General features: G+C 28.2%; 21 protein-coding genes. 15 read left to right on the top strand and 6 right to left on the bottom strand.

Going from position 1 to position 23,347, the window contains the following annotated elements; all coding sequences use genetic code 11:
* Positions 1-7: 7 nt before the first annotated feature.
* Positions 8-1,807 (bottom strand): tetratricopeptide repeat-containing glycosyltransferase family 2 protein, encoded by a 1,800-nt coding sequence (locus QK892_RS08640; RefSeq protein ID WP_317273139.1) that lies wholly within the window; start codon positions 1,805-1,807, stop codon positions 8-10.
* 160 nt (positions 1,808-1,967) lie between these two features.
* Between QK892_RS08640 and QK892_RS08635 the strand changes: the two genes are divergently transcribed.
* On the top strand, positions 1,968-3,632 hold the full coding sequence (locus QK892_RS08635) for a glycosyltransferase (RefSeq protein WP_317273138.1): 1,665 nt from the start codon (positions 1,968-1,970) through the stop codon (positions 3,630-3,632).
* Between the two features lie 132 nt (positions 3,633-3,764).
* Here QK892_RS08635 and QK892_RS08630 read toward each other — a convergent pair whose 3' ends face one another.
* From QK892_RS08630 to QK892_RS08620, 3 genes are read right to left on the bottom strand one after another with little or no spacing between them, the layout of a single operon-like run.
* Positions 3,765-3,992 (bottom strand): hypothetical protein, encoded by a 228-nt coding sequence (locus QK892_RS08630; RefSeq protein WP_317273137.1) that lies wholly within the window; start codon positions 3,990-3,992, stop codon positions 3,765-3,767.
* A gap of 28 nt (positions 3,993-4,020) precedes the next feature.
* Complete coding sequence (locus QK892_RS08625; protein ID WP_317273136.1) at positions 4,021-4,344, bottom strand: ArsR/SmtB family transcription factor; 324 nt, start codon at positions 4,342-4,344, stop codon at positions 4,021-4,023.
* The gene (locus QK892_RS08620; RefSeq protein ID WP_317273135.1) at positions 4,322-4,774 is read right to left on the bottom strand and encodes an SRPBCC family protein; all 453 of its coding nucleotides are present in this window, start codon (positions 4,772-4,774) and stop codon (positions 4,322-4,324) included. The genes QK892_RS08625 and QK892_RS08620 overlap by 23 nt, the downstream gene beginning before the upstream one ends.
* Positions 4,775-6,004: 1,230 nt before the next feature.
* Between QK892_RS08620 and QK892_RS08615 the strand changes: the two genes are divergently transcribed.
* From QK892_RS08615 to QK892_RS08570, 10 genes are all read left to right on the top strand, one after another.
* Positions 6,005-7,048 (top strand): hypothetical protein, encoded by a 1,044-nt coding sequence (locus tag QK892_RS08615; RefSeq protein WP_317273134.1) that lies wholly within the window; start codon positions 6,005-6,007, stop codon positions 7,046-7,048.
* Positions 7,049-7,091: 43 nt separating this feature from the next.
* Entirely contained in the window at positions 7,092-7,352 is a 261-nt protein-coding gene (locus QK892_RS08610; RefSeq protein ID WP_317273133.1) for a CD3324 family protein, read from the top strand.
* A 490-nt stretch (positions 7,353-7,842) separates the two neighbouring features.
* Positions 7,843-8,118: a CD3324 family protein gene (locus tag QK892_RS08605; protein ID WP_394855013.1), complete on the top strand. Its 276-nt coding sequence runs from the start codon at positions 7,843-7,845 to the stop codon at positions 8,116-8,118.
* Positions 8,119-8,350: 232 nt separating this feature from the next.
* Positions 8,351-9,229 (top strand): alpha/beta fold hydrolase, encoded by an 879-nt coding sequence (locus QK892_RS08600; RefSeq protein ID WP_317273132.1) that lies wholly within the window; start codon positions 8,351-8,353, stop codon positions 9,227-9,229.
* A 327-nt stretch (positions 9,230-9,556) separates the two neighbouring features.
* On the top strand, positions 9,557-10,117 hold the full coding sequence (locus tag QK892_RS08595; protein WP_317273131.1) for a DUF1697 domain-containing protein: 561 nt from the start codon (positions 9,557-9,559) through the stop codon (positions 10,115-10,117).
* 175 nt (positions 10,118-10,292) lie between these two features.
* On the top strand, positions 10,293-10,445 hold the full coding sequence (locus QK892_RS08590; protein WP_008680595.1) for a zinc-ribbon domain-containing protein: 153 nt from the start codon (positions 10,293-10,295) through the stop codon (positions 10,443-10,445).
* Positions 10,446-10,715: 270 nt separating this feature from the next.
* Positions 10,716-12,950: an RNA polymerase recycling motor HelD gene (helD, locus tag QK892_RS08585; protein ID WP_317273130.1), complete on the top strand. Its 2,235-nt coding sequence runs from the start codon at positions 10,716-10,718 to the stop codon at positions 12,948-12,950.
* A 107-nt stretch (positions 12,951-13,057) separates the two neighbouring features.
* A complete protein-coding gene (locus QK892_RS08580; protein ID WP_317273129.1) occupies positions 13,058-14,155 on the top strand; it encodes an L-dopachrome tautomerase-related protein in 1,098 nt (365 codons plus the stop codon).
* A gap of 208 nt (positions 14,156-14,363) precedes the next feature.
* Complete coding sequence (gene catA, locus QK892_RS08575; RefSeq protein WP_317273128.1) at positions 14,364-15,038, top strand: type A chloramphenicol O-acetyltransferase; 675 nt, start codon at positions 14,364-14,366, stop codon at positions 15,036-15,038.
* A 447-nt stretch (positions 15,039-15,485) separates the two neighbouring features.
* Entirely contained in the window at positions 15,486-16,004 is a 519-nt protein-coding gene (locus tag QK892_RS08570) for a VTT domain-containing protein (protein ID WP_317273127.1), read from the top strand.
* Between the two features lie 114 nt (positions 16,005-16,118).
* On the opposite strand, the gene QK892_RS08565 is transcribed toward QK892_RS08570, so the two are convergent.
* Together QK892_RS08565 and QK892_RS08560 are read right to left on the bottom strand one after the other, a co-directional pair.
* The gene (locus QK892_RS08565; RefSeq protein ID WP_317273126.1) at positions 16,119-16,970 is read right to left on the bottom strand and encodes a Cof-type HAD-IIB family hydrolase; all 852 of its coding nucleotides are present in this window, start codon (positions 16,968-16,970) and stop codon (positions 16,119-16,121) included.
* A gap of 359 nt (positions 16,971-17,329) precedes the next feature.
* Positions 17,330-17,935 (bottom strand): LysM peptidoglycan-binding domain-containing protein, encoded by a 606-nt coding sequence (locus QK892_RS08560; protein WP_317273125.1) that lies wholly within the window; start codon positions 17,933-17,935, stop codon positions 17,330-17,332.
* A 175-nt stretch (positions 17,936-18,110) separates the two neighbouring features.
* Between QK892_RS08560 and QK892_RS08555 the strand changes: the two genes are divergently transcribed.
* The 4 genes from QK892_RS08555 to araA all read left to right on the top strand — a co-directional run bounded on the left by QK892_RS08555 (position 18,111) and on the right by araA (position 23,322).
* Positions 18,111-19,193: a GntR family transcriptional regulator gene (locus QK892_RS08555; protein WP_317273124.1), complete on the top strand. Its 1,083-nt coding sequence runs from the start codon at positions 18,111-18,113 to the stop codon at positions 19,191-19,193.
* A 239-nt stretch (positions 19,194-19,432) separates the two neighbouring features.
* Positions 19,433-21,091, top strand: a complete 1,659-nt coding sequence (locus QK892_RS08550) for a ribulokinase (RefSeq protein ID WP_317273123.1) — start codon at positions 19,433-19,435, stop codon at positions 21,089-21,091.
* An 8-nt stretch (positions 21,092-21,099) separates the two neighbouring features.
* Complete coding sequence (locus QK892_RS08545; protein WP_317273122.1) at positions 21,100-21,795, top strand: L-ribulose-5-phosphate 4-epimerase; 696 nt, start codon at positions 21,100-21,102, stop codon at positions 21,793-21,795.
* A 33-nt stretch (positions 21,796-21,828) separates the two neighbouring features.
* Entirely contained in the window at positions 21,829-23,322 is a 1,494-nt protein-coding gene (gene araA / locus QK892_RS08540; RefSeq protein ID WP_317273121.1) for an L-arabinose isomerase, read from the top strand.
* Positions 23,323-23,347 lie beyond the last annotated feature (25 nt).

The raw sequence follows: 23,347 nt of genomic DNA, 5'->3' as shown, positions 1-23,347 counted from the left end.
AAAAATTTTAGGATTTTCTTTGTTTAAGAATTGAATTCATTATAAATAGAGAAGAAGCATCTATATTTTCATTTATTTTAATAGATTTAATAAACTCTTTGTATGATAAATCTAAATAACCATATTTATGATATAGCTTACCTAAATTTAAAAATATGCTGTCATCATTAATCTGATTAAGGAAAGTTAAAGCTTTATTAAATTCATCAAGACAATTTCCTTTTAAAAGAACTTCCAAAAGATTAAAAATAGATTGCAGTAAGTTCTTGTAATTATCTTCACATTTCAATATAGTATTTGAATTTCCTTTAATCAAGGATATAAAGTTATTATAGACAATAATTTCTTCAGGTTCATCGAAGTTTTTAGCAATACTGATTAAATTATCAACTTCTTCATATTTTTTTATAAATAGAGCACATAAGATAGCGCAGTAGGTTGCAGTATTTAAATATTCTTTATCAGTTACTTTATAGAGATTTTCTAAAGCGGCTGTGTAATTTTTAAGGTAGTATAAATAAATCCCTTTATAAAAAGAAATTCTTTGAGTATTTTCTATAGATTCGTCTATCTTGTTAATATAATAATAAGCTACTTCAAATTTATTTTGTTGATAAAAGATTTTTGATAGTAAGAAGGCAGTATCCTCATCTATAGTATGAAAGTAGCTTTCTAGTTGATTTTGTATTTGTTTAATATCAGTATTGTTCATAAATAATATTTCAGAAATCTTAAAAAGAGCATCTGTTAATTTAGAATTTATTTTAAGTGCGGTATTTAAATAATCATAAGCATCTTCATAGTCGCCAATATTAAATGCAATAATTCCTAAAAGATAATAAGACTTATAGGTAGCAATACCTGAAACTTCTCGTAGAAGAATAGGGGATTCACCCATAGATATGCACTTTTTAGCAGACTCAATAGCTGATAGATATTTTCGCTTTTTATAAAATATATTTGCTTTACAGAATTCGTATTCAGTACAAGCAGGGTAATATTTTTGTCCAACTTCAATTAATTTTAAACATTCATCAAGGTTGTTTAGATTTTCGTTGCATGAAATCATTTTTAAAATTAATTTTGATCCAAAGCCAGCTGTAGGAGTAAAATTTTTGTATGCTTGATTTAAATACTTTAAGGCTTCAGAGTAGTCCCCTTTAGCAGAATACTCAACTCCCATATTATAGAGCATAAAAGCATTATTTGGATCATTATTAAGCATTTTTTCAATTATATCCATATTTCTTTTTCGTTTATTTTTTTTTATTATAGTTTCATTAAGATATCCATAGTGATAAAATCTTATATCAACTAAACCTAAGAAACCTTGTTTTTTTTCATTATCACTGCCTGGTGTAATTTGTTCATGGATGTCACCAATAAATTTATATCCTTTACCATTTCTTATAAATCTAATATTTAAATTAGAATATATATTATAATTTTTAATTTCACCAGAATAGCTAAGTGTTTCTCCAAAATAAGCATTTAACTTATTTTCTTCATTATTAATGAGTAAATTTACCTTATCTTTATCTTCCTTTACTAATTCATCATCAGCATCCATAATTAGGATCCAATCTTTTGAAGCTTTGCTTAGAGAATAATTCCTAGCATTTGCAAAGCTATTATCCCATTTATAAAAAAATACTTTTGCACCATAGCCTTTAGCTATTTCAACTGTATTATCTGTAGAACCCGTATCAACTAATATAATTTCATCTACGATGTCTTTAACACTTTCAAGACATCGAGATAATGTATTTTCCTCATTTTTTACAATCATACATAAACTCAATGACATGTTACTAATCTCCTTGTAAATAAGTGAATAAATTTTTAATAGTATATAGTAATATATGATTAAATAAGGCTAATGTGTTCAGAAATTGTAACCAAAAAAATAGTTTAAGTATATTATATGTATTAGTGAAAATTTAAAGGTATAAAGGAGAACTTTAAAGATGCCTACAAGTTGGTACCAAGCAATTTCTAGTATTTTAGATCAGGTACAGAAGGAAAATCCTAGTTCGATTTTAGATATAGGAGTAGGATTTGGAAAGTATGGTTTAATGGTGAGGGAAATACTTGATTTGCCTTTTGAAAGATATAACAAGGATCAATGGTTAATAAATATTGAAGGAATAGAAGCTTTTGAGAAATATAAGAACCCTATACATGATTATGTGTACAATAAGATATATTATGGAGATGCCAGGGAAGTAATAAAGAATCTACCAAAGTATGATTGTATATTACTAATAGATGTGTTGGAACACTTTGAAAAAGAAGAGGGTAAAAAATTTATTAAGGCGCTTATGAATCATGTTAATAAGTCATTAATAATATCTACACCAAGATATCCAGCAGAGCAAGAAGAGTATTTAGGTAATAAGTATGAAGCACATAAAAGTAAGTGGTCTATTATAGACTTTGTAGATTATGATTTTTCTTACAAAGAGGTTCCAATTGGATATAATTTTGCAGAATTATTTCAAATATTCCCTAAAAGAGATGTAAATAATCAATTTAACCATATGATCAAAATAGATAAAAGTAAGCTAGATAAAAATAAACTATCTATAGGATATATACTTCCTCATAAAAACTTGACTGGTGGAATGAAAATGATTTTATCACAAATGAAAGAATTACGGGATAGAGGACATAAGATAGTTGGGTTTATTAAAGGAAAAGAGGGAGATACTGTTATTCCTGATTGGTATGATATAAAAATAGATCAAGAGGTAATAGTTCCTTTAGATAAATCTTATATAGATTATATAGATAAATGTGATGTTGTAGTATGTGGTTTTTTTAATCAAATATATGAGCTTAAGGATAGTAAACTGCCAGTAGTTTACTTGGAGCAAGGAAATGAATTCCTTTTTGGGGATTATGGAGACCTATCATCTAAACATCCATATAGAGAGGAGCTATTAAAGATTTATAGATGTAATTTTCACTTAGCTAGCGTATCAGAAACTATAAGCAAAGTGTTAAAGTCAAGATTTAATAGAGAATCATATATAATACCTAATTTTATAAATACAGATTTATATTATCCTGAATCACATCAATTTAATAATTCTATTCTATTAGTAGGAAATCCAGGCTTAAAATTCAAAGATTTTAATACTGCAGTTCAAACATTACAAAAGGTTTGGGATATGGGGTATAGGTTTAGTGTAAATTGGGTGTGCCAATTAGTTCCTAAAATACAAGGGGTTAGCTTTCCAATTAATTTTATTGAAAAACCATCTCAAAATGATTTGGCAGAGTATTATAGAAAATCAGATTTATTTTTATTTACTTCAGTATACGAAGGGTTTGGTATGCCGCCATTGGAGGCTATGGCATCAGGAATTCCTGTAATAACAACTAACTGCGGAGGAATAAATGAATTTATTTCTAATGGAAATAATGGGCTAGTTTCAGATGTATACGACTCAGATTCATTATCATCTTTAGTAATTTCTGTATTGACTAATAAAGAATTAAGAGAATCCTTAGGAAAAAGCGGAAGAGAAACTGCACTTAATTTTAGTGTATATAATGGTATTATTAAATTAGAAGAGTATTTATTAAGTATAGTTAGTAAAAGTAAAGAAAAGACGATACAATCATAATTTAAGTTTCTTTAGAAAAAGATAGATATCTTAAATAATTTTGTAATTACTTTATTAAAGATAATAAACAAGGACTTACTAAAATTATGTAAGTCCTTAAATTAATTTAAGAAGATATAATATATAATGATTTTATAGTCTTGATGCAAAATGATTCATTGAATTTTTAACTTCTTCTAAAGCTTCAGGTTTTATTACTGCAAAAAATCTAGGCATTATTTCTTGAAAATATGTCATGTCAAATGTTCCAGCAGCTTGCTTTGCAAAACTTTCTTCTAATAATGATTTAGCTTCTTCCTTTCTATCATCCATTGCTCTCTCAATAAAAAAATTATAAAATAGTTCTTGTCCTTGATTCATAAGCCAACTTCCCCTTCGTTATTATATTTTAAAAATCATTGTTTTCTACGAAATTTTTTAAATTATTTAATTTCTCATCCCAAAACTCAGAATACGTTTGAAGCCATTCTTGGACCTCCATAAGTGGCTTTGGAGATATTTGATATATTGTATTTCTACCAATTTTATAGGACTCAATTAAGTTTGCAGCTTGCAAAATTCTTAGGTGCTTTGAAACTGCTGTTCGTGTAATTTCAAAATTGTTGGAAATATCTTTAAGTGCTAAATTCCCATTAGAGAGCATACCTAATATATCTCTTCTTGTTGAATCGGCGATTGCAAAGAAAACATCATTTTCCTCTCGGTGTTTCATTAAGCTTATCACCTACCTCTTGAGTTTCCTTAAATCCATCCAAAATGTGTCCCCAACCATCATACATTGTTTCACGAATTCTCTCTGTACCTTCAAGCCAGCCAGAATGAATTAAAATAAATTGTGTTCCATCCTTATCTGGCTTAAGTTTAAATGTAATATAATGATCTAAACCATTACCACTCCATGAAAAACCAAGTTTATATGGAGGATCTAGTTCTTTAACTACACAGTGTATTGTCCCATCCCATTCACCCATAGGTTCACGATTCATAGTAAAGGAATTACCTAGCTTTGCTTCAATAGTACAGGGCATTAACCAACTTGATAAACCTTTGGCCGTGGAAACAGCTTTCCATACTTTTTGTATATCAGCATTAATTTTTATAGAACGAAAAATATCTGGTAAACTTTTTCTGATTTCTTTCATTTATTCACCTCAGTTTATAGCATATAATAGAAACCTTAAGGTTTCTTATAAATTGTATGACACCTTAAGGTTTCTTGTCAACTGTGATTTGAAAAATTTATATTTAATAGGAGTGAGAAGAGAAACGATAAGCAGAAGATTCAAGAAATTTGAGGATGAATCTCTTATAAAGATAGTTGAAACAAAGAATATTATAATTTAGAGGATTATACTTCGATGAAAACAAATAGAATAAGCATATAATAGTACCTTTTTTATTTACACAAAGTGGTATAAAACCATTAACTTCAGTTAAGACGTCTAAAAGATACGTAGATATGTATAATTAATTTAAAGAATCAGATATTATTTGCGTATGTGGATTTACCTTTAATTGTGATGATGGAAATATAAATGAATTATTTAGAGAATTAATAGAAGATTACAGTAAAACTATATGTATTCTTCATTATGTAGATGAAAGTAACTTTAACATAAGAACATCTTTAAATGAATATAAAGAGAAATTAAGACTAGACGATATATCAAACATAAGGATTATAGCTGTAGATAGAAATAGAAATGAAATTGGTAGTGTGGAGAAGTAGTTTGAGGTATTGGTTAGAAATATGGATATTTAGAATAATGAACAATGAACCGTATCATAAGTAATAAAAAATAATAAGGTTAGCTATGCATATTCACAAAATATGTATGTGCTAATTCTAATATAGATGTGATATTTAGAAATTATATAGAAATAGAAATGTAGGGCAGAGTCTATTCTTCCAGGAATACAGGGGAATATTTCAAAATTCTCATTGGATATTTCTCCGATGTATTATTAGTTGGAAAACTATTTGAACATTGACGGAATCACAAAAATAAGATGGGTTATTGGCAACGGTATTTGGAAATGGGAAAAAGTTAGGTATTGCATTTTTATTTTTAATCCTTGGTATTATATGGGTTTTAAAATGCCTTGTCTCTCGTAAAGATACCCATATATTGAAATTTGATAGGGCTATTGGATGAATTTAATTAAGTAAATTTTTTAGAAAGAAGTGCTAGTCTGGTGGGATGAAGCACTTTTTTTATCTATGGTAAACCTCTATATTAATACAATCTCTTAGTTTGGTAGAGAACAGGTAAGAAAAAATGATGGTATTGAAGGTTTTAACCTATTTCTATAAAATGGAATTATAAGAAACAGCTGTTACTTTTAAATAAAAGTTTGTGAGGGGATCATATATGAAAAAAATAGATAAAGAGCTAATTGAATGGGCTATCAATAAAATAGAAACAGAATTTAATGGAGAGATAAGTTTACTACTTGGAAGAAAAGGGGCATGTAAGGTACCTGAGGATGGAGATGATATGGCATTTGACTTTTTTATACCAGCCTGCGACCGTGGATATTCTCTTGCAAGAGCTTTTATAATTGATGATATGGGATATGATTTGTTTCCTATGTCTTGGGAAAGAGTAGAGGGACTATCTATGCTAAATGAAGGCATTGTATTTTGTTTAGCGGATAGTGAAATCCTCTATGCGAGGAATGATACTGATAGAGAACGTTTTGAATTACTAAGAAAAACTATGTTTAATAACTTGAAAAACAAAGAGTTTATATATATGAAATCCTTGGAAAAAATTAATTCGGCAATGAATATATATAAGACTATGGTCTTTGAAAAGAGTCTTGGTAATGTTAGAAAGGCTGCGGGAGGAATTATTGAATATCTAAGTCATGCATTAGCAATAATTAATGGAACTTACCTGAAAATGGATTATGGATATTCACAAATATTAGAACAGATAAAATCATTGCAAATGATCCCAGCTACTTTTTTGAGACGCTATGAAGAAATTCTTAGTGCTAAAGATATCGAGACAATATTTAAAGCAGTGCATAATGTAATAGGAGAAACAAGAGAGTTTTTCGAGCAGTTTACACCTGAGAGAAATTTAAAAAGCTATAATTATGAAGAATTGGCAGCATGGTATGAGGAAGGCAGATATACCTTCAGACGTATTGCTTATGCCTGTAAGAATAATAAGTTTTTTGAATGTTTTCATTTGGGATGTTATTTACAAGTAGAATTTGATATTCTTACGGAAGAAGCAGGCTTAGATAAGATGGATTTACTTGGTAGCTATGATATTAATAATTTGTCTGCTTTCGAAAAACGTGCAGATGAAATAGATAAATACATCGTTAGTGAAATAAAGAAAAATGGAGCTATTTTAAGAAAGTATGATAATCTGAAAGAGTTTTTAGAAAAGCAAGGATAGAGGAATGTAGATTATAAAATATTGAATTGGGAATGGGATAGTTATGAAATATAGAAATGCTTCAGAAATTTTGCCGGATAAATTACTTCGCGAAATCCAGAAATACACATCAGGAGAAACAATCTATATTCCTCAGGTTACTGAAAGACAGAAATGGGGTGAAGGCTCTGGTGCACGTAGGTACTATGAGGATCGAAATCAGAAAATATGTGAAAAATATGAAGCTGGTGCTTCTATGGAAGAACTAGCAGATACTTTTAATTTGTCTGTAGAAACTATTAGAAAGATTTTATATCGTAAATAGGGTTGATATGGAATAATTTATAATCTTTTTAAGATACTACTTTTAAATGTAGTATGATGAAACGTAAGGAATGTCAGAAGATTTGTTTATACAAAGTCTCTGACCTTTCTTATTAAATTAATTATGGTATTTTTTATTTCTAACTAACCATCATTGCATTTAAGTGTTTATATACAAGTCTCTAAATTCGAGAGCATAAATAAATATATTTTTAATTAGGTAGTAATGATGATAGAAGTAAGCTATTTAAGATAGTATAAAAGGTAAGATAATATGATATAATTATTTTTTAGACAAATATATATAGGTTAGGGGGAATAAATAGTGGAAATTATAAAATTTCCTGTTACTAGTAGATGCTCCGGGCAAGGTCGCACGAAGATATAGAACATAAATTTGTTCGGAGCCTAATCTACAAAGTTTGAGGCTAAAATATATTTGTGCAGACTTTGCTTCGTTATTTACAAAAATGTATATAGGAGTAAATGCTATGAAATATGAAAAAGCACAAGATATATTACCTAATTATATTGTTGAAATAATTCAACAATATATAGATGGAGGTTATTTATATATACCTAGAAAATGTGAAAATAGGAAGGCTTGGGGAGAAAATAATGGAGTAAAAGATGATTTAATGAATAGAAATAGAGAGATTTATAATAGCTTTCAAAAAGGAACTTCTATTAAATCACTTGCTGAGAAATATTATCTTGTTGAGCATACTATTAGAAAAATAATTAGAGAAGTGAAAAAGACTAAATAGATTATGGCAGTACTTGAGATCAAGAGTTATGATATTCAAGTACTGCTTTTGTTTATTATAACAGAGAAATGGATAAGCTTATAACAGAATTGTTTAGTTCCTTGATAGGAAAACATACATAAAGATATAATAATCAGAGAAGTGTACAATAATAAAGTTTTCTTAAAAAGATAGATTTGCAGATGTAAAAGAATGATAAAAAAGAATACTTAAAGATTAGGGGGTAATCGGTATGATTACAAAAGATAGAAATATAGAATGTGGATATATAACAACCGAGGGTGATAACTTATACTACGAAGTACGTGGTAAAGGTAAACCTCTACTAATGATTTCTGCTGGAGAGAGTAAATACTATTCCAGACTTGCAGATTTGCTTAGTAATGAGTATAGGGTAATAACTTATGACCGCCGAGCCAATGGACGAAGCACGATGAATAACCCACAAAATTTTGAGATTGGGCAGCAAAGTCGTGATGCTATAGCTATTTTGTATTCATTAGGTGAGGAATCTAGTTTCGTATTTGGGAATAGTGCTGGTGCAGTAATTGCACTAGATATGGCCAAGACATATCCAGGTTCTGTTCGTGCTGTGGTGGCCCACGAAGCACCAATTACAAGGATGCATCCCAATGCGATAAAATGGCAGCACTTTTTTGCAGGTGTATATTTAACAGCATTTCGATTTGGCGCAGCAGTGGCATCACTTCGATACATGGCTGGTTCTCAGGTTCCTGTAATGAAGATGATTAAGTCATCAAAAAAGGGAGATGAATATATAAATAACAACTACAATGCAAGTGATGAAAAATATATAAGTGAAAAGGACGAAGCGGATGTCTCCATTAAACTTGAATTACTTCCAGTAACTAACTATATGCCAGATATTGAAAAGCTTAAGAAAGATGGGGTCAAAGTATTTATGGCTGCTGGAGAATGGTCGCTAAATAAGAAGACATGGTATGCAATAAGTAATAAAATTTTGGCAGAGAAGCTGGGATGTGAACTGGTAGTATTTCCAGGACACCATGGTTCTCTAGCGGATATGCCTGATGAATGGGCTTTTACACTGCGTAATGTATTACACAAAGCAGAAGGTACTGAAAACTAATGTGAAGAGGCATTCTTAAATCATAGTTTTAATTTGTATTTAGATGATTTACAAAATAATTTAAGTACGATATGATTTATTTATATATGAAATATCAATTAATTTATATAAATGTAAATTAGTTAATAACATGACTAACTGATAAATAGATATTTATTGTGAATTTAATTATTTTTTAGAACCGATGAAATGATTCAAAAAATGTTGATTTAAAAAACTCATTATATCCGATACGGAGAATAGTACTGTAAATAATAATGCTTTAAATAATTAGTTATATAAACATGTGAAAATAGATTTAATAAAGAAATGAGAGTCGGTGAATTAATGATTTATGTTGCTTTACTAAGGGGAATAAATGTTGGTGGAAATAATAAAATTGATATGAAGCTGCTGAAAGAAACTTTTGAAAGAATTGGTATGAAGTCAGTTATAACATACATTAATTCTGGCAATGTGGTTTTTGTAGATATGGAACATACAAAGGAGGAGATCACAAAGATTCTAGAAGAAGCTATACTTAGCGAGTTTCAGTTAAATATTAAAGTGCTACTCCGTAGTATAAATGATTTTGAGAATATGATGAAAAACATACCAGAGTCTTGGAAGAACGATAAAAGTATGAGAAGCGATGTATTATTTTTATGGAAAGAAATAGACAATGAGACATTGCTTGATGAATTAAAAATTAAGCCTCAAATAGATACAGTTTTATACGTTCCTGGTGCGGTTCTATGGACAATAGATAAAAGTAATATTACGCAAAGTGGTATGAATAAGTTAGTAGGAACTAATCTATATAAAAAAATGACAGTAAGAAATGTTAATACTACTCGTAAAATATATGAAATTATGAAAGAGTTACATAAGACTCAAGCTGATATATAGAAAATATTGCATTAATTTAAAATATTCATAAAAAGCTTGCAATTAAATAAATACTATGTTATTATAAGAGAGTAGCAAAAATGCTAACAAAAAAAGTTTCATTTGGATAAGTAGTTTCTCGAAAGTTAGAGATTATTATATCAAATTAGAATCTTTAATTTTAGGAGGAATATTTATGTCAGATAAGACAATAACATGCAGAGATTGCGGAAGTGAATTCATATTTTCAGTAGGAGAACAAGAATTCTACAAAGAAAAAGGATTCGATAATGAGCCAACAAGATGTATATCTTGTAGAAGAGCTAAAAAAGAACAAAATAGAAGATAATTTTAGATTGTTGAAGGTTGTAGTTTAAACTACAACCTTTTTTGATATTTATAATAATATAAATGAAAAACCTCATTTATTATTTATACAGTATAATGCAAAAGTATTTATTGACATAAAAAATAAAAGTGATATAATCAAATTTGATATCACTTTGCAATAAGGGTAAGAATATATTATCCCTCAATTATATTTTACACCTTCTAATGTTTGATGTCAATAGATTTTATAAATTATTTTTATAATTTATATCAGGGAGAGTGGAGTATTATGGACAATAATAAATATGAATTAGATCTTGAAAAACAATGGTTACAAGAAGTACTAGAAGAGGTCAAGAAACAATTACATGAGAAGCATAACTTTAAAGATAGATTTAGGAAGGAAACAATTGAAACTCAAAAGCAATTATGGGAAGATATTGGCTCAGTTTCAGTTGATAATGGTCTAGATCAAATTGTAGATTTTATGGAATTTATAAATGCTATGAAAATTCAAAAAAGAAAACACGAGTTTACAAGAAATCTTGAAGAGAAATATGAAAAAATGCTCTTATCTCCTTATTTTGCAAGAATAGATTTTGCTGAAGAAGGAAATAAGATTGCAGAAAAATATTATATAGGCATGTCTAATTTAATCAATGATGATTTTGATTTTCTTGTATATGATTGGAGAGCACCAATATCTAGTATGTTTTATGATTATGAAATTGGAGAAGCTAGATATACATGTCCAGAGGGAGTTATCAGTGGTGATCTTACTCTAAAAAGACAATATAAGATCAGTAATGGTGAACTTAATTATATGTTTGATAGCAATCTCAAGATAGATGATGAAATACTCCAAGATATGTTAGCTAAGAATAGCGATAATAAGATGAAAGCGATAGTAACAACTATTCAAAGAGAGCAAAACAAAATAATACGTAATGAAGAATACAAGATTTTAATAGTACAGGGACCGGCAGGAAGTGGGAAAACTTCTGTTGCGCTTCATAGAATTGCGTATTTATTATATAAGCATAGAGAAAAGATAGGGCCACAAAATATATTAATATTTTCTCCAAATAATATTTTTAATGATTATATTTCAGATGTATTGCCACAACTTGGTGAAGATAATATGTGTCAAACTACATTTAAAGAATATATGCATAAGGCACTAGGTAATGAGATTATTAAAGAAGAATATTGTGAAATGATGGAGTATATACTTTCCCCTAAAAATGAAGATGGATATAAAGATAGAATAAAAAGTATTAAATTTAAATCTTCCAAACAATTTCTTAATATATTAAAAGATTATGTACTATCTTTAGAAAAAGATAAGAATGATTTTAAAGATATAGTTTTTAATGGTAATTTAATAATATCAGCTGAAGAATTACAGGAACTATTTTTAAATGATTATGGGCACCTTCCGTTAAAAAGAAGACTTGAAAAGTTGCGAGAAAGAATATTATATCTCTTAGAGCCTTATGAGAAAGATAGATTAGGTGAAGAGGTTGAAAGTTTAAAAAAATATAATAGTGGTATGGATGATGCAGAAGCTATTAAACAAAGTAAAGCAATTGTGAAAAATGAAATAGATTATATATACTCTGAAATTTGTGAAATGACAGAATTTAATATAATTGATATTTATACAGATTTATTTAATAATCTAGAGTGTTTTTCAAAAACTGAAAATACGGATTATGATAAGAAAGATATTAATAAAGTTAAACTTTATACTCTAGAAATGATAAAATCTAAAAAGTTTAATTATGAAGATCAGCATGCACTTTTATATTTGAAAGGGGCATTAGGAGATATATTGAAGATTTCTGAGATAAAATACGTTATTATTGATGAAGCACAGGATTATACACCATTACAATATGAAATACTATATAAACTTTTTAATAATGCAAATATTACTATACTTGGAGATTTAAATCAATCTATAAATCCATTTATGAATCTTGGAAATTATACAAATATATTAGATATATTTCCGACAGATAGTACTTGTATAATTAATTTAAGCAAAAGTTATAGATCTACAATGGAAATTACTGAGTTTGCTAAAAAGATTTTAGATAATAATATTAATTATGAATGTGTAGCACGAAGTGGAGATAAACCAGTTATTATTGGGTTCTCTGATGAAAAAAATATAAAAGAACAATTACTACAAGATATAAAAATATATAAAGAAAAGGGACATAAATCTATTGGAATTATAACTAAAACTATAAAAGAAGCACAGGATGTTTATAATTCTCTAAAAGATAAAGTTCATGTTAATGCACTGTTAAATGATGAGGATGAATATATAAACGATACGTTAGTGATTCCATCTTTTCTTGCTAAAGGATTAGAATTTGATGTAGTAATAATATATAATGCAGGAGATAAAAATTACAATGACGAGGAAAGATTGCTGCTTTATACAGCTTGCACAAGAGCACTTCACGTTTTACGTATATACTATTTAGGTGAATGTACAAAGTTGATTAAATAAGTATCTTAAAAGAATAGACTATAAATATTAAAAGTAAAAATAGGGCTATTTATGTTTTGTTCATCAAACTTCATTTAACACATACTATAAAATAAAAAGGAGTTTTTATGAAACATAAAAGGTTACCTAGAGAAAAGTATTTTGGAGATTTAGAGCAAGTCTTTGCTTTTTATGGGCCAATGCCGACAGGTGTTACTATATCTGAAGAAGGGCGTATTTTTGTGAATTTTCCGAAGTGGGGAGACGATGTTAAATTTACCGTGGCAGAAATAGTTAAGAATAAATTAGTTCCGTATCCTAATATGGAAGTAAATGAAGAAGATTATAATGATCCAAGTAAAAACTTTATAAGTGTGCAAAGTGTTGTGGCAGATGGAAGAGGAACACTTTTTGTATTAGATACAGCATCACCTATGTTTTCTGAACCTATAAAAGGTGGTGCTAAGTTAGTAGCTATAGATTTAAAAACTAATAAAATAAGAAGAATTTATACTTTTTCTGAAGATGTAGTTTTACCCACGACTTATTTAAATGATCTTCGTATTGATTATCGTGTTGGTGAAGAGGGGTATGCATATATAACTGACTCTTCTACAAATGGGATAGGAGGAATTATTGTACTTGATTTAAAGAGTGGTGAAGCATTTAGAAGATTAAATGGAGATAAATCAACATCACCTGATCCTAATTTTATTCCCAAGGTTGAAGGAGAAGTATTTCTTAAAAGAGAAGAAAATGGAACAACAGCATCAATTAATTTTGCAGTAGATGGGATAGCTATATCTCCAGATGGAGGAATTCTATATTATTGTCCATTATCAAGTAGAAATTTATATTCTATTGAAACAGTACTTTTAAGGGATAAATCAATTCCAGATAAGGAATTATCATCATTTATAAAAGACTTAGGGGACAAAGGGGCTTCAGACGGACTAATGTCTGATGCAAGTGGAACAGTATATGCAAGTGATTATGAGAATAATAGTATTAGAACTATTCTACCAGATGGTACAATGAAAACTATAGCGCATGACCCAAGGATATTATGGCCAGACACACTTTCCATAGGGCCAGATAAATATTTGTATTTTATAGCAAATCAATTAAATAGACAAGCTGACTATCATTATGGAAAAGATTTAAGAGAAAAGCCGTATAGTTTATTTAAGATAAAAATAAATGAACTTCCTGCACCTACAAAATAAAAATAAGTTTACGGAATGTGCATGTATAATATATAATATGCATTATACTTATATATTTAAATATTTATAGATTTAATTATGTTCTTAATCTATATAAATTTAACATATAGAGTATTTATTTAGGCACTGGGAGGATTTATTATGATTATTTCAGTTAAAGTTGCCTTCTAAAATATTTTAATATTAATTATTTTTAGGAGGCTATATTATGAAATTTAATTTAATAGATATTGACAATTGGGATAGAAAACCATATTTTGAGCATTATTTAAATGCTGTTACATGTACTTACAGTATCACTGCTAATATAGAGATAACAAAGTTACTACAAGAAATTAAAGTGAAAAAGCTTAAATTATATCCAACTCTTATTTATATAATTACAACTGTAGTTAATAATCACAAGGAGTTTAGAACTTGCTTTGATGAAAATGGTAATTTAGGATATTGGGAAAGTATGAGCCCGAGCTATACTATCTTTCATAAGGGCAATGAAACATTTTCAAGTATCTGGACAGAATATGATGAAGGATTTTCACGTTTTTATAATGAATATATTTATGATATTAAAAAGTATGAAAATGTTAGAGAATTTTTTCCGAAATTAAATGAACCATCTAATACATTTCCTATATCTAGTATTCCTTGGGTTAGTTTTACTGGATTTAATCTTAACGTCTACAATGATGGAAGATATTTAATTCCTATTTTTACTTTTGGTAAATATTTCGAACAGAATAATAAAATTTTCATTCCACTATCTGTTCAGGTTCATCATGCAGTTTGTGATGGTTATCATACTAGCAGGTTTATTAATGAAGTACAAGAATTAGCATTGAATTCAAAAGAATGGTTAGATATAAATGATAAATTAAATAGTTAAGTATATTTTTAAAAAAGCATAGTCAAATGACTATGCTTTATTTATTAAGAAGAATTAATGAATTCTTTAGAGAAAATTTATATATTTATGTATATATTTTTAAAAATAAAAAGTTAATATTTTAGTATATTATTACTAGGATAGGGGTTATGAAATGAATATATTAGAGAAAATGATTTTTATGTTTGATAAATATTTATTAGGGGTTGTTGTTTTAATAATAAGTCTTTTTTCGTATTATTTTTTCAAAAAATATATGATAACTAAAAATAGATGTAAGGGGGGGGGTTAATTATAGAAAATAAATTATGTGTAAAAAATAAATTAAATATTACAACAGAAAGTGTTCTGAAGATTTCCGCAATATTAATTTCAATATCAATAATTCTATTTGCACTTATGAAAATAAATAATATTTTAGAACAGCATACATTAGTAAATATACTTATGGAATACAAAGAAAATTCAATGCTAATTTATTTTTTTGTATGCTTTCTACAACCAATAATTTTACCACTACCAGAGCCAGCTACAATAATGACTGGAAGCTTAATATTGGGGAATTTTAATGGCGCTATAATAGGTTTCAGTGGAACTATATTAGGGATAGTATGTATGTTTCTCTTTTCTAGATATGCTAGCCAAAAGCTTGTTAAAAAGATTATAAATAACAGCAAGGTTGAGAGGTTTAATGAATATATAAAGGAAAATGAAATGTTAATTATTTTATTATTATTTATATTACCCATACTTCCAGATGAGGTAATTTGTATGGGAACAGCAATTACTAAAATTAATGGATATAAATTTATTATTATAGCAATAATATCAAAACTAATCACAGCTTTTACACTATCTTATTCAATAGAATTATTTACACTCATTCCAATAAGTATAATTATAATTGTATTGATATTTACTTCATTAATTATAATTACTAATTTTATTAAGTGTACTAAAAAATAAAAAGTTTACTTTATATGATATCATAAATTGAAGAAAGGAGCTGCCTAGGCAACTCCTTAATTAAAAATGTAGAATGTGAAATTTAGAATTATTTATGTAATTCTAAAAGAATTATTAAAAATCTATACCTTTTATGTATTTACTTAATGTATAAGCAATCCCATCGTCTTCGTTAGATAAAGTCACTTCATCAGCTATAGCCTTTAAATCATCTACAGCATTATCCATTGCAACTCCTATACCAGCATATTTAACCATAGAAGCATCATTATGACCATCTCCAAAAGCAATCATTTCTTCCTTTTTATAGCCCATAGGGATTAGTACAGAATCTAGAGCCTTAGCTTTATCTATTCCTTTAGCAGTGAACTCAAAGAAGAATGCTGCAGTAAACATACAATTTAATTTGTCTTTAAATGGCTCCATCATTTCTTTATAATTAGCTTGTAAATATTCAGGATCTCCTGCAGTTAGAATCTTATTTAAAGGGTAATCAGCGAAAGCTGCTAAATCATCTTTTTCGCAAAGTTTAAATTTACCACCACGAGATTCATATTGAATTATATTAAAAGGTGCACCATTATAATTAATAGTGTTGCTAAAAACATCATTAACATACATATAGTCATCTTTGTCAATCATAGGTTTAACATTAAATTTTTTCATATGTTCAAGTACAGCTTGTCCGTCTTCTATGCTCATAGTTTCATTAAATAAAACTTCATTAGTTTGACAATCAACAACCTTAGATCCGTTAAATGAAACTAAAATACCATTATTTTCATTCATTTTTAATTCTTTAGCAAGATCGGTTAATCCAGATGTAGGTCTCCCTGATGCTAGAACAAGTATAGCTCCTGATTCTTGTGCTTTAATTAAGGCATTTTTTGTTTTTTCAGTCATTACCTTTTTACTATTAGTTAAAGTACCATCAACATCCATAATAATTACTCTTATATTACTCATTCATATTTCCTCCATAGTTTGTTTTATTTAATTATACTAGTAATAATCGTATAAGTGAATCTATTAATAAAATAATATGCAATTTATATGGTGAAAATATAGAATTAGATGATTTATTTATATGGGTATTTGACATATACAAATAAAAATATTAAACTGTCTATAAATTTAATAGATGTGAGGAAAAAGTGAAAGAGATTATTCGCAATGCTAGTTATATAGTAAATAATATAAATTATTATAAAAATTATGGCATAAAACATGGAGTATGAATAATAAGTAAAAAGTTCTATAAAATAAACTTAGTTATTTTATAGAACTTTTTTTATTGAGGTAATTATTTTTATAAACTTATGTATTTACAAATTAGGCAAAAATATATTTTCACCTGATGGAAGTTTAGAACTAGGTAAATCATTAATAGATATTAAAAAATCTATAATATCATCTGTATCATATCCAGGATAATTTGATTTAGATAAGTCATACCAAGTATCTCCTTTTATAACTTTATATAATCTTCCATTGGTAAATGCATCAGTAGGTAAATTAAGAATTGAATCAATCTCTAGATTATTTAAATCTAAGTATGGATTAAGTAATTTCAAGTATTTAATTCCAGTCTTATAATTACATGTATCTTCATAATTTCTTAGTATTCTACTTACAGTATCTCCAGCTTGAACTTGATACTGATAAGTTGTCAAAGTTGATTTATATGATTCTATTGAAATTGACTTTGAAACATCTAAAAGGTTTGTAGAATCAAAATTTTCTGTGATATCATCATTTGTATCCTCACTTGAAGTAGGAACATCATTTGTAGGCAAATCTGAAAGAATGGGTTTATCAGCTTCTATATCATTTTTAGCTTTATTAAGATTATAAGAAATTTGATAAACTAGTAAAAATATAGGTAGAAGAATTATCCCTGATAGGATTATTAGTCTTTTTTTCTTTTCCAAAATACTGGCCTCCCTTTAATAATCTGTTTTGATTATTGACTAAACTGGGGAGTATTATTCTAAGAAAATAATAATTAGAAGGTATTGTAAAAAATTATACATAAAACAATATATTGCAAACAACTTTTAATATATAATATAATTGTAAGTACAATATAAGAAAGGTATTTGAAATATGGATAAAAAAATAAAATACATAGAAATATTTGAATTTTATAAAGATAAAATATTGTCGGGCGAAATAAAGGAAAATGAAAAGCTGCCAACTGAACAAGAGATTGGCCAAATTTTCTCTGTAAGTAGACATACTGTAAGACAATCAATAGTGGAATTGGAAAAGGAAGGATATATTTATAGAGAAAAAAGTAAAGGTGCTTATGTTAAAACATTAGATAAATCAAAAAAGACACATAGTAAGCTTATTATAGTAATAACAACATATATATCTGAGTATATATTTCCATATTTAATTAAAGGGATTCAAGAAACATTAAATGAACATGGTTATGATATATTATTATTAAACACAAATAATGATAAGGACAAAGAAAGAGAACAGTTAAAGAAACTATTGGAATATGATGTTGCTGGAGCAATAATTGAGCCAACAGCAAGTGCTTTAGGAAATACTAATGAGGATTATTATAAGGAATTAGACAAAAGCAATATACCATATTTAATGATAAATGCAACATATGATAAGGAAAAGCATTCTTATGTTATAATGGATGACGAAAAAGGAACTTATAAACTTTGTAATTATTTAATTAATTTAGGTCATAAAAAAATTGCTGGAATTTTTAAAGAAGATGATATACAAGGGCTAGAACGTAAGAAAGGGTATTTAACGGCACTAGAAGAAAATAAAATAGAAATTGATAGTACAATAATAGGAAACTTTAAAACTTATGAAGAAGACTTCTATGTATATGCTTTTTCAAAGAGCATACTAAGTAGAGCTAATAGGCCAACAGCTATTGTATGTTATAATGACAAAACAGCTATAAAAGTAAATAAAGTTGCTAAAGAGTTAGGGTTAAAAATACCAGAAGATTTATCTATTGTTGGATATGATAATGATGAAACTATTTCTCAAATATTAGATTATGGAATAACTACTATAAATCATCCTAAAGAAGAAATGGGAAAAAAGGCAGCGGAAATGTTAGTATCATTAATTAATAAAGAAATGGATAATGTAAATTACGTATATGATCCAATGATAGTTAAAAAGGATAGTGTAAAAAATATAAATTAATATTATATAAATAGTTTAAAGTAAGTATTAACGATTAAAGGTTAATACTTACTTTTTTTATAAGGGTTATATTTGTCTGAAAATTATAATAAAATTTTAAGTTTAAATGTTTACATTATATGCTTAATTTGTTATTATTTAATTGTACGTAATATAAATATATATTTCATAATTGTACGTACTAAATATGTTTAATTTAAGATCTTTTATATTTATATATATTAAATGGAGGGTAATTTATGAGTAAATATTCTATTGGAGTAGACTATGGTACTGAATCTGCTAGAGCATTATTGCTTAACATTAACACAGGGGAAGAAGTTGCATCAGAAATGATGGAATATCCACATTTAGTTATGTCTGAACAATTGCCATGTGGTAAGAAACTAGAACCTTTTTGGGCTTTGCAACATCCTAAGGACTATATAGATGTATTAGAATATGTAGTTAGAAAAGTTATTGAAAAAGCAGAAATAAGTGCAAATGATGTTATAGGTCTTGGAATTGATTTTACCGCATGCACAATATTACCTATGAAGAAGGATGGTACTCCTCTTTGTTACTTAGATGAATTCAAAAGTAATCCTCATGCTTATGTTAAGCTATGGAAACATCATGCAGCTCAAGATGAGGCTAATAAGTTAAACGAAATAGCAAATAATATGGGTGAAAAATTTATTAGTAGATATGGTGGGAAAATTTCTTCAGAATGGTTTATTCCAAAAGTATGGCAAGTATTAAATGAAGATCCAGAAGTTTATGAAGCAACAGATAAATTTATAGAAGCAACAGATTGGGTAATAATGCAGCTTACAGGAAAAGAAACTAGAAATAGTTGTACAGCAGGATATAAAGCAGTTTGGCATAAACAAGAAGGATTCCCAAGAAAAGAATTTTTAAAGGCTTTAGATCCAAGATTAGAAAACCTATTTGAAGAGAAATATGATTGTGAAGTTACTAGCTTAGGAGAAAAAGCAGGAGAGTTAACTGAAGAAATGGCTAAAAAAATTGGATTAAATCCAGGAATGCCAATTGCTATAGCAAATGTAGATGCCCATGTTGCTGTTCCAGCAATGGGAGTTACAGAGCCTGGAAAGATGGTTATGATAATGGGAACTTCAACATGTAGTATGGTTTTATCAGATAAAGAGGTAGTAGTACCAGGTATTTGTGGATATGTAGAAGATGGTATAATATCAGGTCTTTATGGATATGAAGCTGGACAATCAGCTGTTGGAGATATATTTGCATGGTTTGTTAAAAATTGTGTGCCACAATCTTATATAAATGAAGCGGACAAGCTAGGCTTAAATATACATCAATATTTAACAATGAAGGCAGAAAAATTAAATCCAGGGGATTCAGGACTTTTAGCATTAGATTGGTTAAATGGTAATAGAACTGTTTTAGTAGATACAGATTTAACTGGGCTTATACTAGGATTGAATTTAAATACAAAACCAGAAGAAATATATAGAGCTTTAATTGAATCTACAGCTTATGGACATAAAAAAATTGTAGACACATTTGTTAACCATGGTATTGAAATAAATGAATTATATGTTTGTGGAGGACTACCACAAAAAAATAGAATGCTAATTCAAATTTATGCTGATGTAACTAATCTTCCAATTAGAATTTCTAAATCATCTCAAACACCAGCTTTAGGATCAGCTATGTTTGGTGCAGTTGTAGCAGGAAAGGATAATGGAGGTTTTGAGTCAATACATGAAGCAGCAAAAGTAATACCTAAATTACTAGATGAAGTAATAACACCTATATCTGAAAATGTAGAAATTTATTCAAAAATTTATTCTCATTATGACAGATTACATGACTACTTTGGAAGAGGCGAAAATAATGTAATGAAAGATTTGAAGAAAATGAGAAAACTTTAGGAGGTTGTATGGTTGAATCATTAAAAAAAGAAGTTTTTGAAGCAAATTTAGCCCTAGTTAAAAATAATTTAGTTGTTTTAACTTGGGGAAATGTTAGTGGAATAGATAGAGAAAAAGGCTTAGTAGTTATAAAGCCAAGTGGAGTAAGTTATGACAATATGAAAGAAGAGGATATGGTAGTTGTAGATTTAGAAGGCAATGTAGTTGAAGGAAGTCTAAGACCTTCATCAGATACAATTACTCATATAGAACTCTATAAAAAGTATCCTAATATAGGAGGAATAGTTCATACTCATTCAACTTTTGCTACATCATGGGCACAAGCAAAAAGAGATATTCCTTCATATGGGACAACTCATGCTGATACATTCTATGGCTCTGTTCCATGTACTAGAAAACTAACAAATGAAGAAATAAAAACAGAGTATGAAAGAAATACAGGTTTTGTAATAATAGAAACCTTAGAATCAAAAAGTATAGAAGTGTTAAGCGTTCCAGGAATAATAGTTGGAAGTCATGGGCCTTTTTCATGGGGAGAAACTCCAAGTAAAGCAGTTTCAAATGCAGTAGTATTAGAAGAGGTTGCTAAAATGGCTCTTATGACAGAAAGCTTAAATAATAGTATAACTCCAATAGATAAAGAACTTCAAGATAAACATTACTATAGAAAACATGGGAAGAATGCATACTATGGACAAAAATAATTAATTTAAAATAAGAGGGTAGGAGGGATTGATATGTTAAAAAGTAAAGAATATGATTTTTGGTTTGTAACAGGTAGCCAAGATTTATATGGAGAAGAAACATTAAAGCAAGTTGCTATAGATTCTAAACAAATCGTAGAAGGATTAAATGGAATAGAAGAAATTAAATATAATATAGTTTATAAACCAACAGTAAGAAATTCTAAAGAAATATATGAGGTTTGTAGTGCGGCAAATAATGATGAAAACTGTGCAGGAATAATTACATGGATGCATACTTTTTCACCAGCAAAAATGTGGATTAGAGGTTTGTCAATTTTAAATAAGCCACAGCTTCATTTACACACACAATTTAATAGAGATATACCATGGGAAAGTATTGACATGGACTTTATGAATTTAAATCAATCAGCTCATGGAGATAGAGAGTTTGGATTTATAAATACAAGAATGAAAAATAAGAGAAAAGTTGTAGTTGGACATTGGCAAGACAATGAAGTTCATAAGGATATTAATAAATGGATGAATGTTGCAACTGCATTCGTAGAAGGACAAAATATAAAAATAGCTAGATTTGATGATAATATGAGAGATGTTGCTGTAACTGAAGGAGATAAGGTTGAAGCAACAATAAAACTTGGATGGACTTGTGATGCATATGGTATTGGTGATTTAGTAGAAGAGATAGATAAAGTTACAACAGAAGAAGTAGATAATTTGATTAAGGTATATGAAGAAAAATATGATATTTGTGAAGAAGGAAAAATAGAGGGTAGTGTTAGAGACTCTATAAGATACCAAGCTAAAGTAGAAATTGCACTAAGAAGATTTCTTGAAAAAGGACAATATACAGCTTTCACAACTAATTTCCAAGTGCTACATGGAATGGAACAATTACCAGGCTTAGCAGTACAAAGGCTTATGGAAGATGGATATGGATTTGGCGGAGAAGGAGATTGGAAAACTGCTGGTTTAGTTAGGTTAATGAAGATAATGTCAAGTAATATTGGAACTTCATTTATGGAAGACTACACTTATCATTTTGAGCCAAATAATGAAATGATATTAGGAGCTCATATGCTAGAAGTATGTCCTACTATTGCTGATAATAAACCTAGAATAGATGTAAAACCTTTATCAATAGGAGGAAAAAATGATCCAGCTAGACTTATATTTAATGGTCAAGCAGGCAAGGCTGTATGTGCTTCATTAATAGATTTAGGTGGAAGAATGAGGTTAATAATAAATGAGGTAAATGCAAAGGAAGTAAAAAATGATTTACCAAATCTTCCTGTTGCTAGAGTTTTATGGACACCAGAACCATCATTAAAAGTTGGTGCTGAAGCATGGATATTAGCTGGTGGAGCTCATCATACTTCATTTTCATATGTTGTTGATTCAGAACAATTATGCGATATTGCAGATATGTATGGCTTAGAAGCAGTTGTTATAGGGGAAAATACTAATATAAGAGACTTTTCAAATGAGTTAAAGTGGAATAGCATCTATTGGATGTTAAATAAATAAGAGATAAAAACTAAGGAGTGAGAAA

This window comes from Clostridium lamae, assembly GCF_033043255.1.
GTDB classification, from domain to species: domain Bacteria; phylum Bacillota; class Clostridia; order Clostridiales; family Clostridiaceae; genus Clostridium; species Clostridium lamae.
This window is presented reverse-complemented; position numbering and strand designations above follow the sequence as displayed.

Excerpts from the sequence above, each read along its gene's own strand:
- QK892_RS08635 (WP_317273138.1), top strand. The coding sequence starts at position 1,968 with ATGCCTACAAGTTGGTACCAAGCAATTTCTAGTATTTTAGATCAGGTA.
- QK892_RS08600 (WP_317273132.1), top strand. The coding sequence starts at position 8,351 with ATGATTACAAAAGATAGAAATATAGAATGTGGATATATAACAACCGAG.
- QK892_RS08570 (WP_317273127.1), top strand. The coding sequence starts at position 15,486 with ATGGAATACAAAGAAAATTCAATGCTAATTTATTTTTTTGTATGCTTT.
- helD (WP_317273130.1), top strand. The coding sequence starts at position 10,716 with ATGGACAATAATAAATATGAATTAGATCTTGAAAAACAATGGTTACAA.
- QK892_RS08615 (WP_317273134.1), top strand. The coding sequence starts at position 6,005 with ATGAAAAAAATAGATAAAGAGCTAATTGAATGGGCTATCAATAAAATA.
- QK892_RS08640 (WP_317273139.1), bottom strand. The coding sequence starts at position 1,807 with ATGTCATTGAGTTTATGTATGATTGTAAAAAATGAGGAAAATACATTA.
- QK892_RS08605 (WP_394855013.1), top strand. The coding sequence starts at position 7,843 with ATGAAATATGAAAAAGCACAAGATATATTACCTAATTATATTGTTGAA.
- QK892_RS08550 (WP_317273123.1), top strand. The coding sequence starts at position 19,433 with ATGAGTAAATATTCTATTGGAGTAGACTATGGTACTGAATCTGCTAGA.
- QK892_RS08590 (WP_008680595.1), top strand. The coding sequence starts at position 10,293 with ATGTCAGATAAGACAATAACATGCAGAGATTGCGGAAGTGAATTCATA.
- QK892_RS08595 (WP_317273131.1), top strand. The coding sequence starts at position 9,557 with ATGATTTATGTTGCTTTACTAAGGGGAATAAATGTTGGTGGAAATAAT.
- QK892_RS08620 (WP_317273135.1), bottom strand. The coding sequence starts at position 4,774 with ATGAAAGAAATCAGAAAAAGTTTACCAGATATTTTTCGTTCTATAAAA.
- QK892_RS08580 (WP_317273129.1), top strand. The coding sequence starts at position 13,058 with ATGAAACATAAAAGGTTACCTAGAGAAAAGTATTTTGGAGATTTAGAG.
- QK892_RS08565 (WP_317273126.1), bottom strand. The coding sequence starts at position 16,970 with ATGAGTAATATAAGAGTAATTATTATGGATGTTGATGGTACTTTAACT.
- QK892_RS08545 (WP_317273122.1), top strand. The coding sequence starts at position 21,100 with ATGGTTGAATCATTAAAAAAAGAAGTTTTTGAAGCAAATTTAGCCCTA.
- QK892_RS08555 (WP_317273124.1), top strand. The coding sequence starts at position 18,111 with ATGGATAAAAAAATAAAATACATAGAAATATTTGAATTTTATAAAGAT.
- araA (WP_317273121.1), top strand. The coding sequence starts at position 21,829 with ATGTTAAAAAGTAAAGAATATGATTTTTGGTTTGTAACAGGTAGCCAA.
- QK892_RS08630 (WP_317273137.1), bottom strand. The coding sequence starts at position 3,992 with ATGAATCAAGGACAAGAACTATTTTATAATTTTTTTATTGAGAGAGCA.
- catA (WP_317273128.1), top strand. The coding sequence starts at position 14,364 with ATGAAATTTAATTTAATAGATATTGACAATTGGGATAGAAAACCATAT.
- QK892_RS08610 (WP_317273133.1), top strand. The coding sequence starts at position 7,092 with ATGAAATATAGAAATGCTTCAGAAATTTTGCCGGATAAATTACTTCGC.
- QK892_RS08625 (WP_317273136.1), bottom strand. The coding sequence starts at position 4,344 with ATGAAACACCGAGAGGAAAATGATGTTTTCTTTGCAATCGCCGATTCA.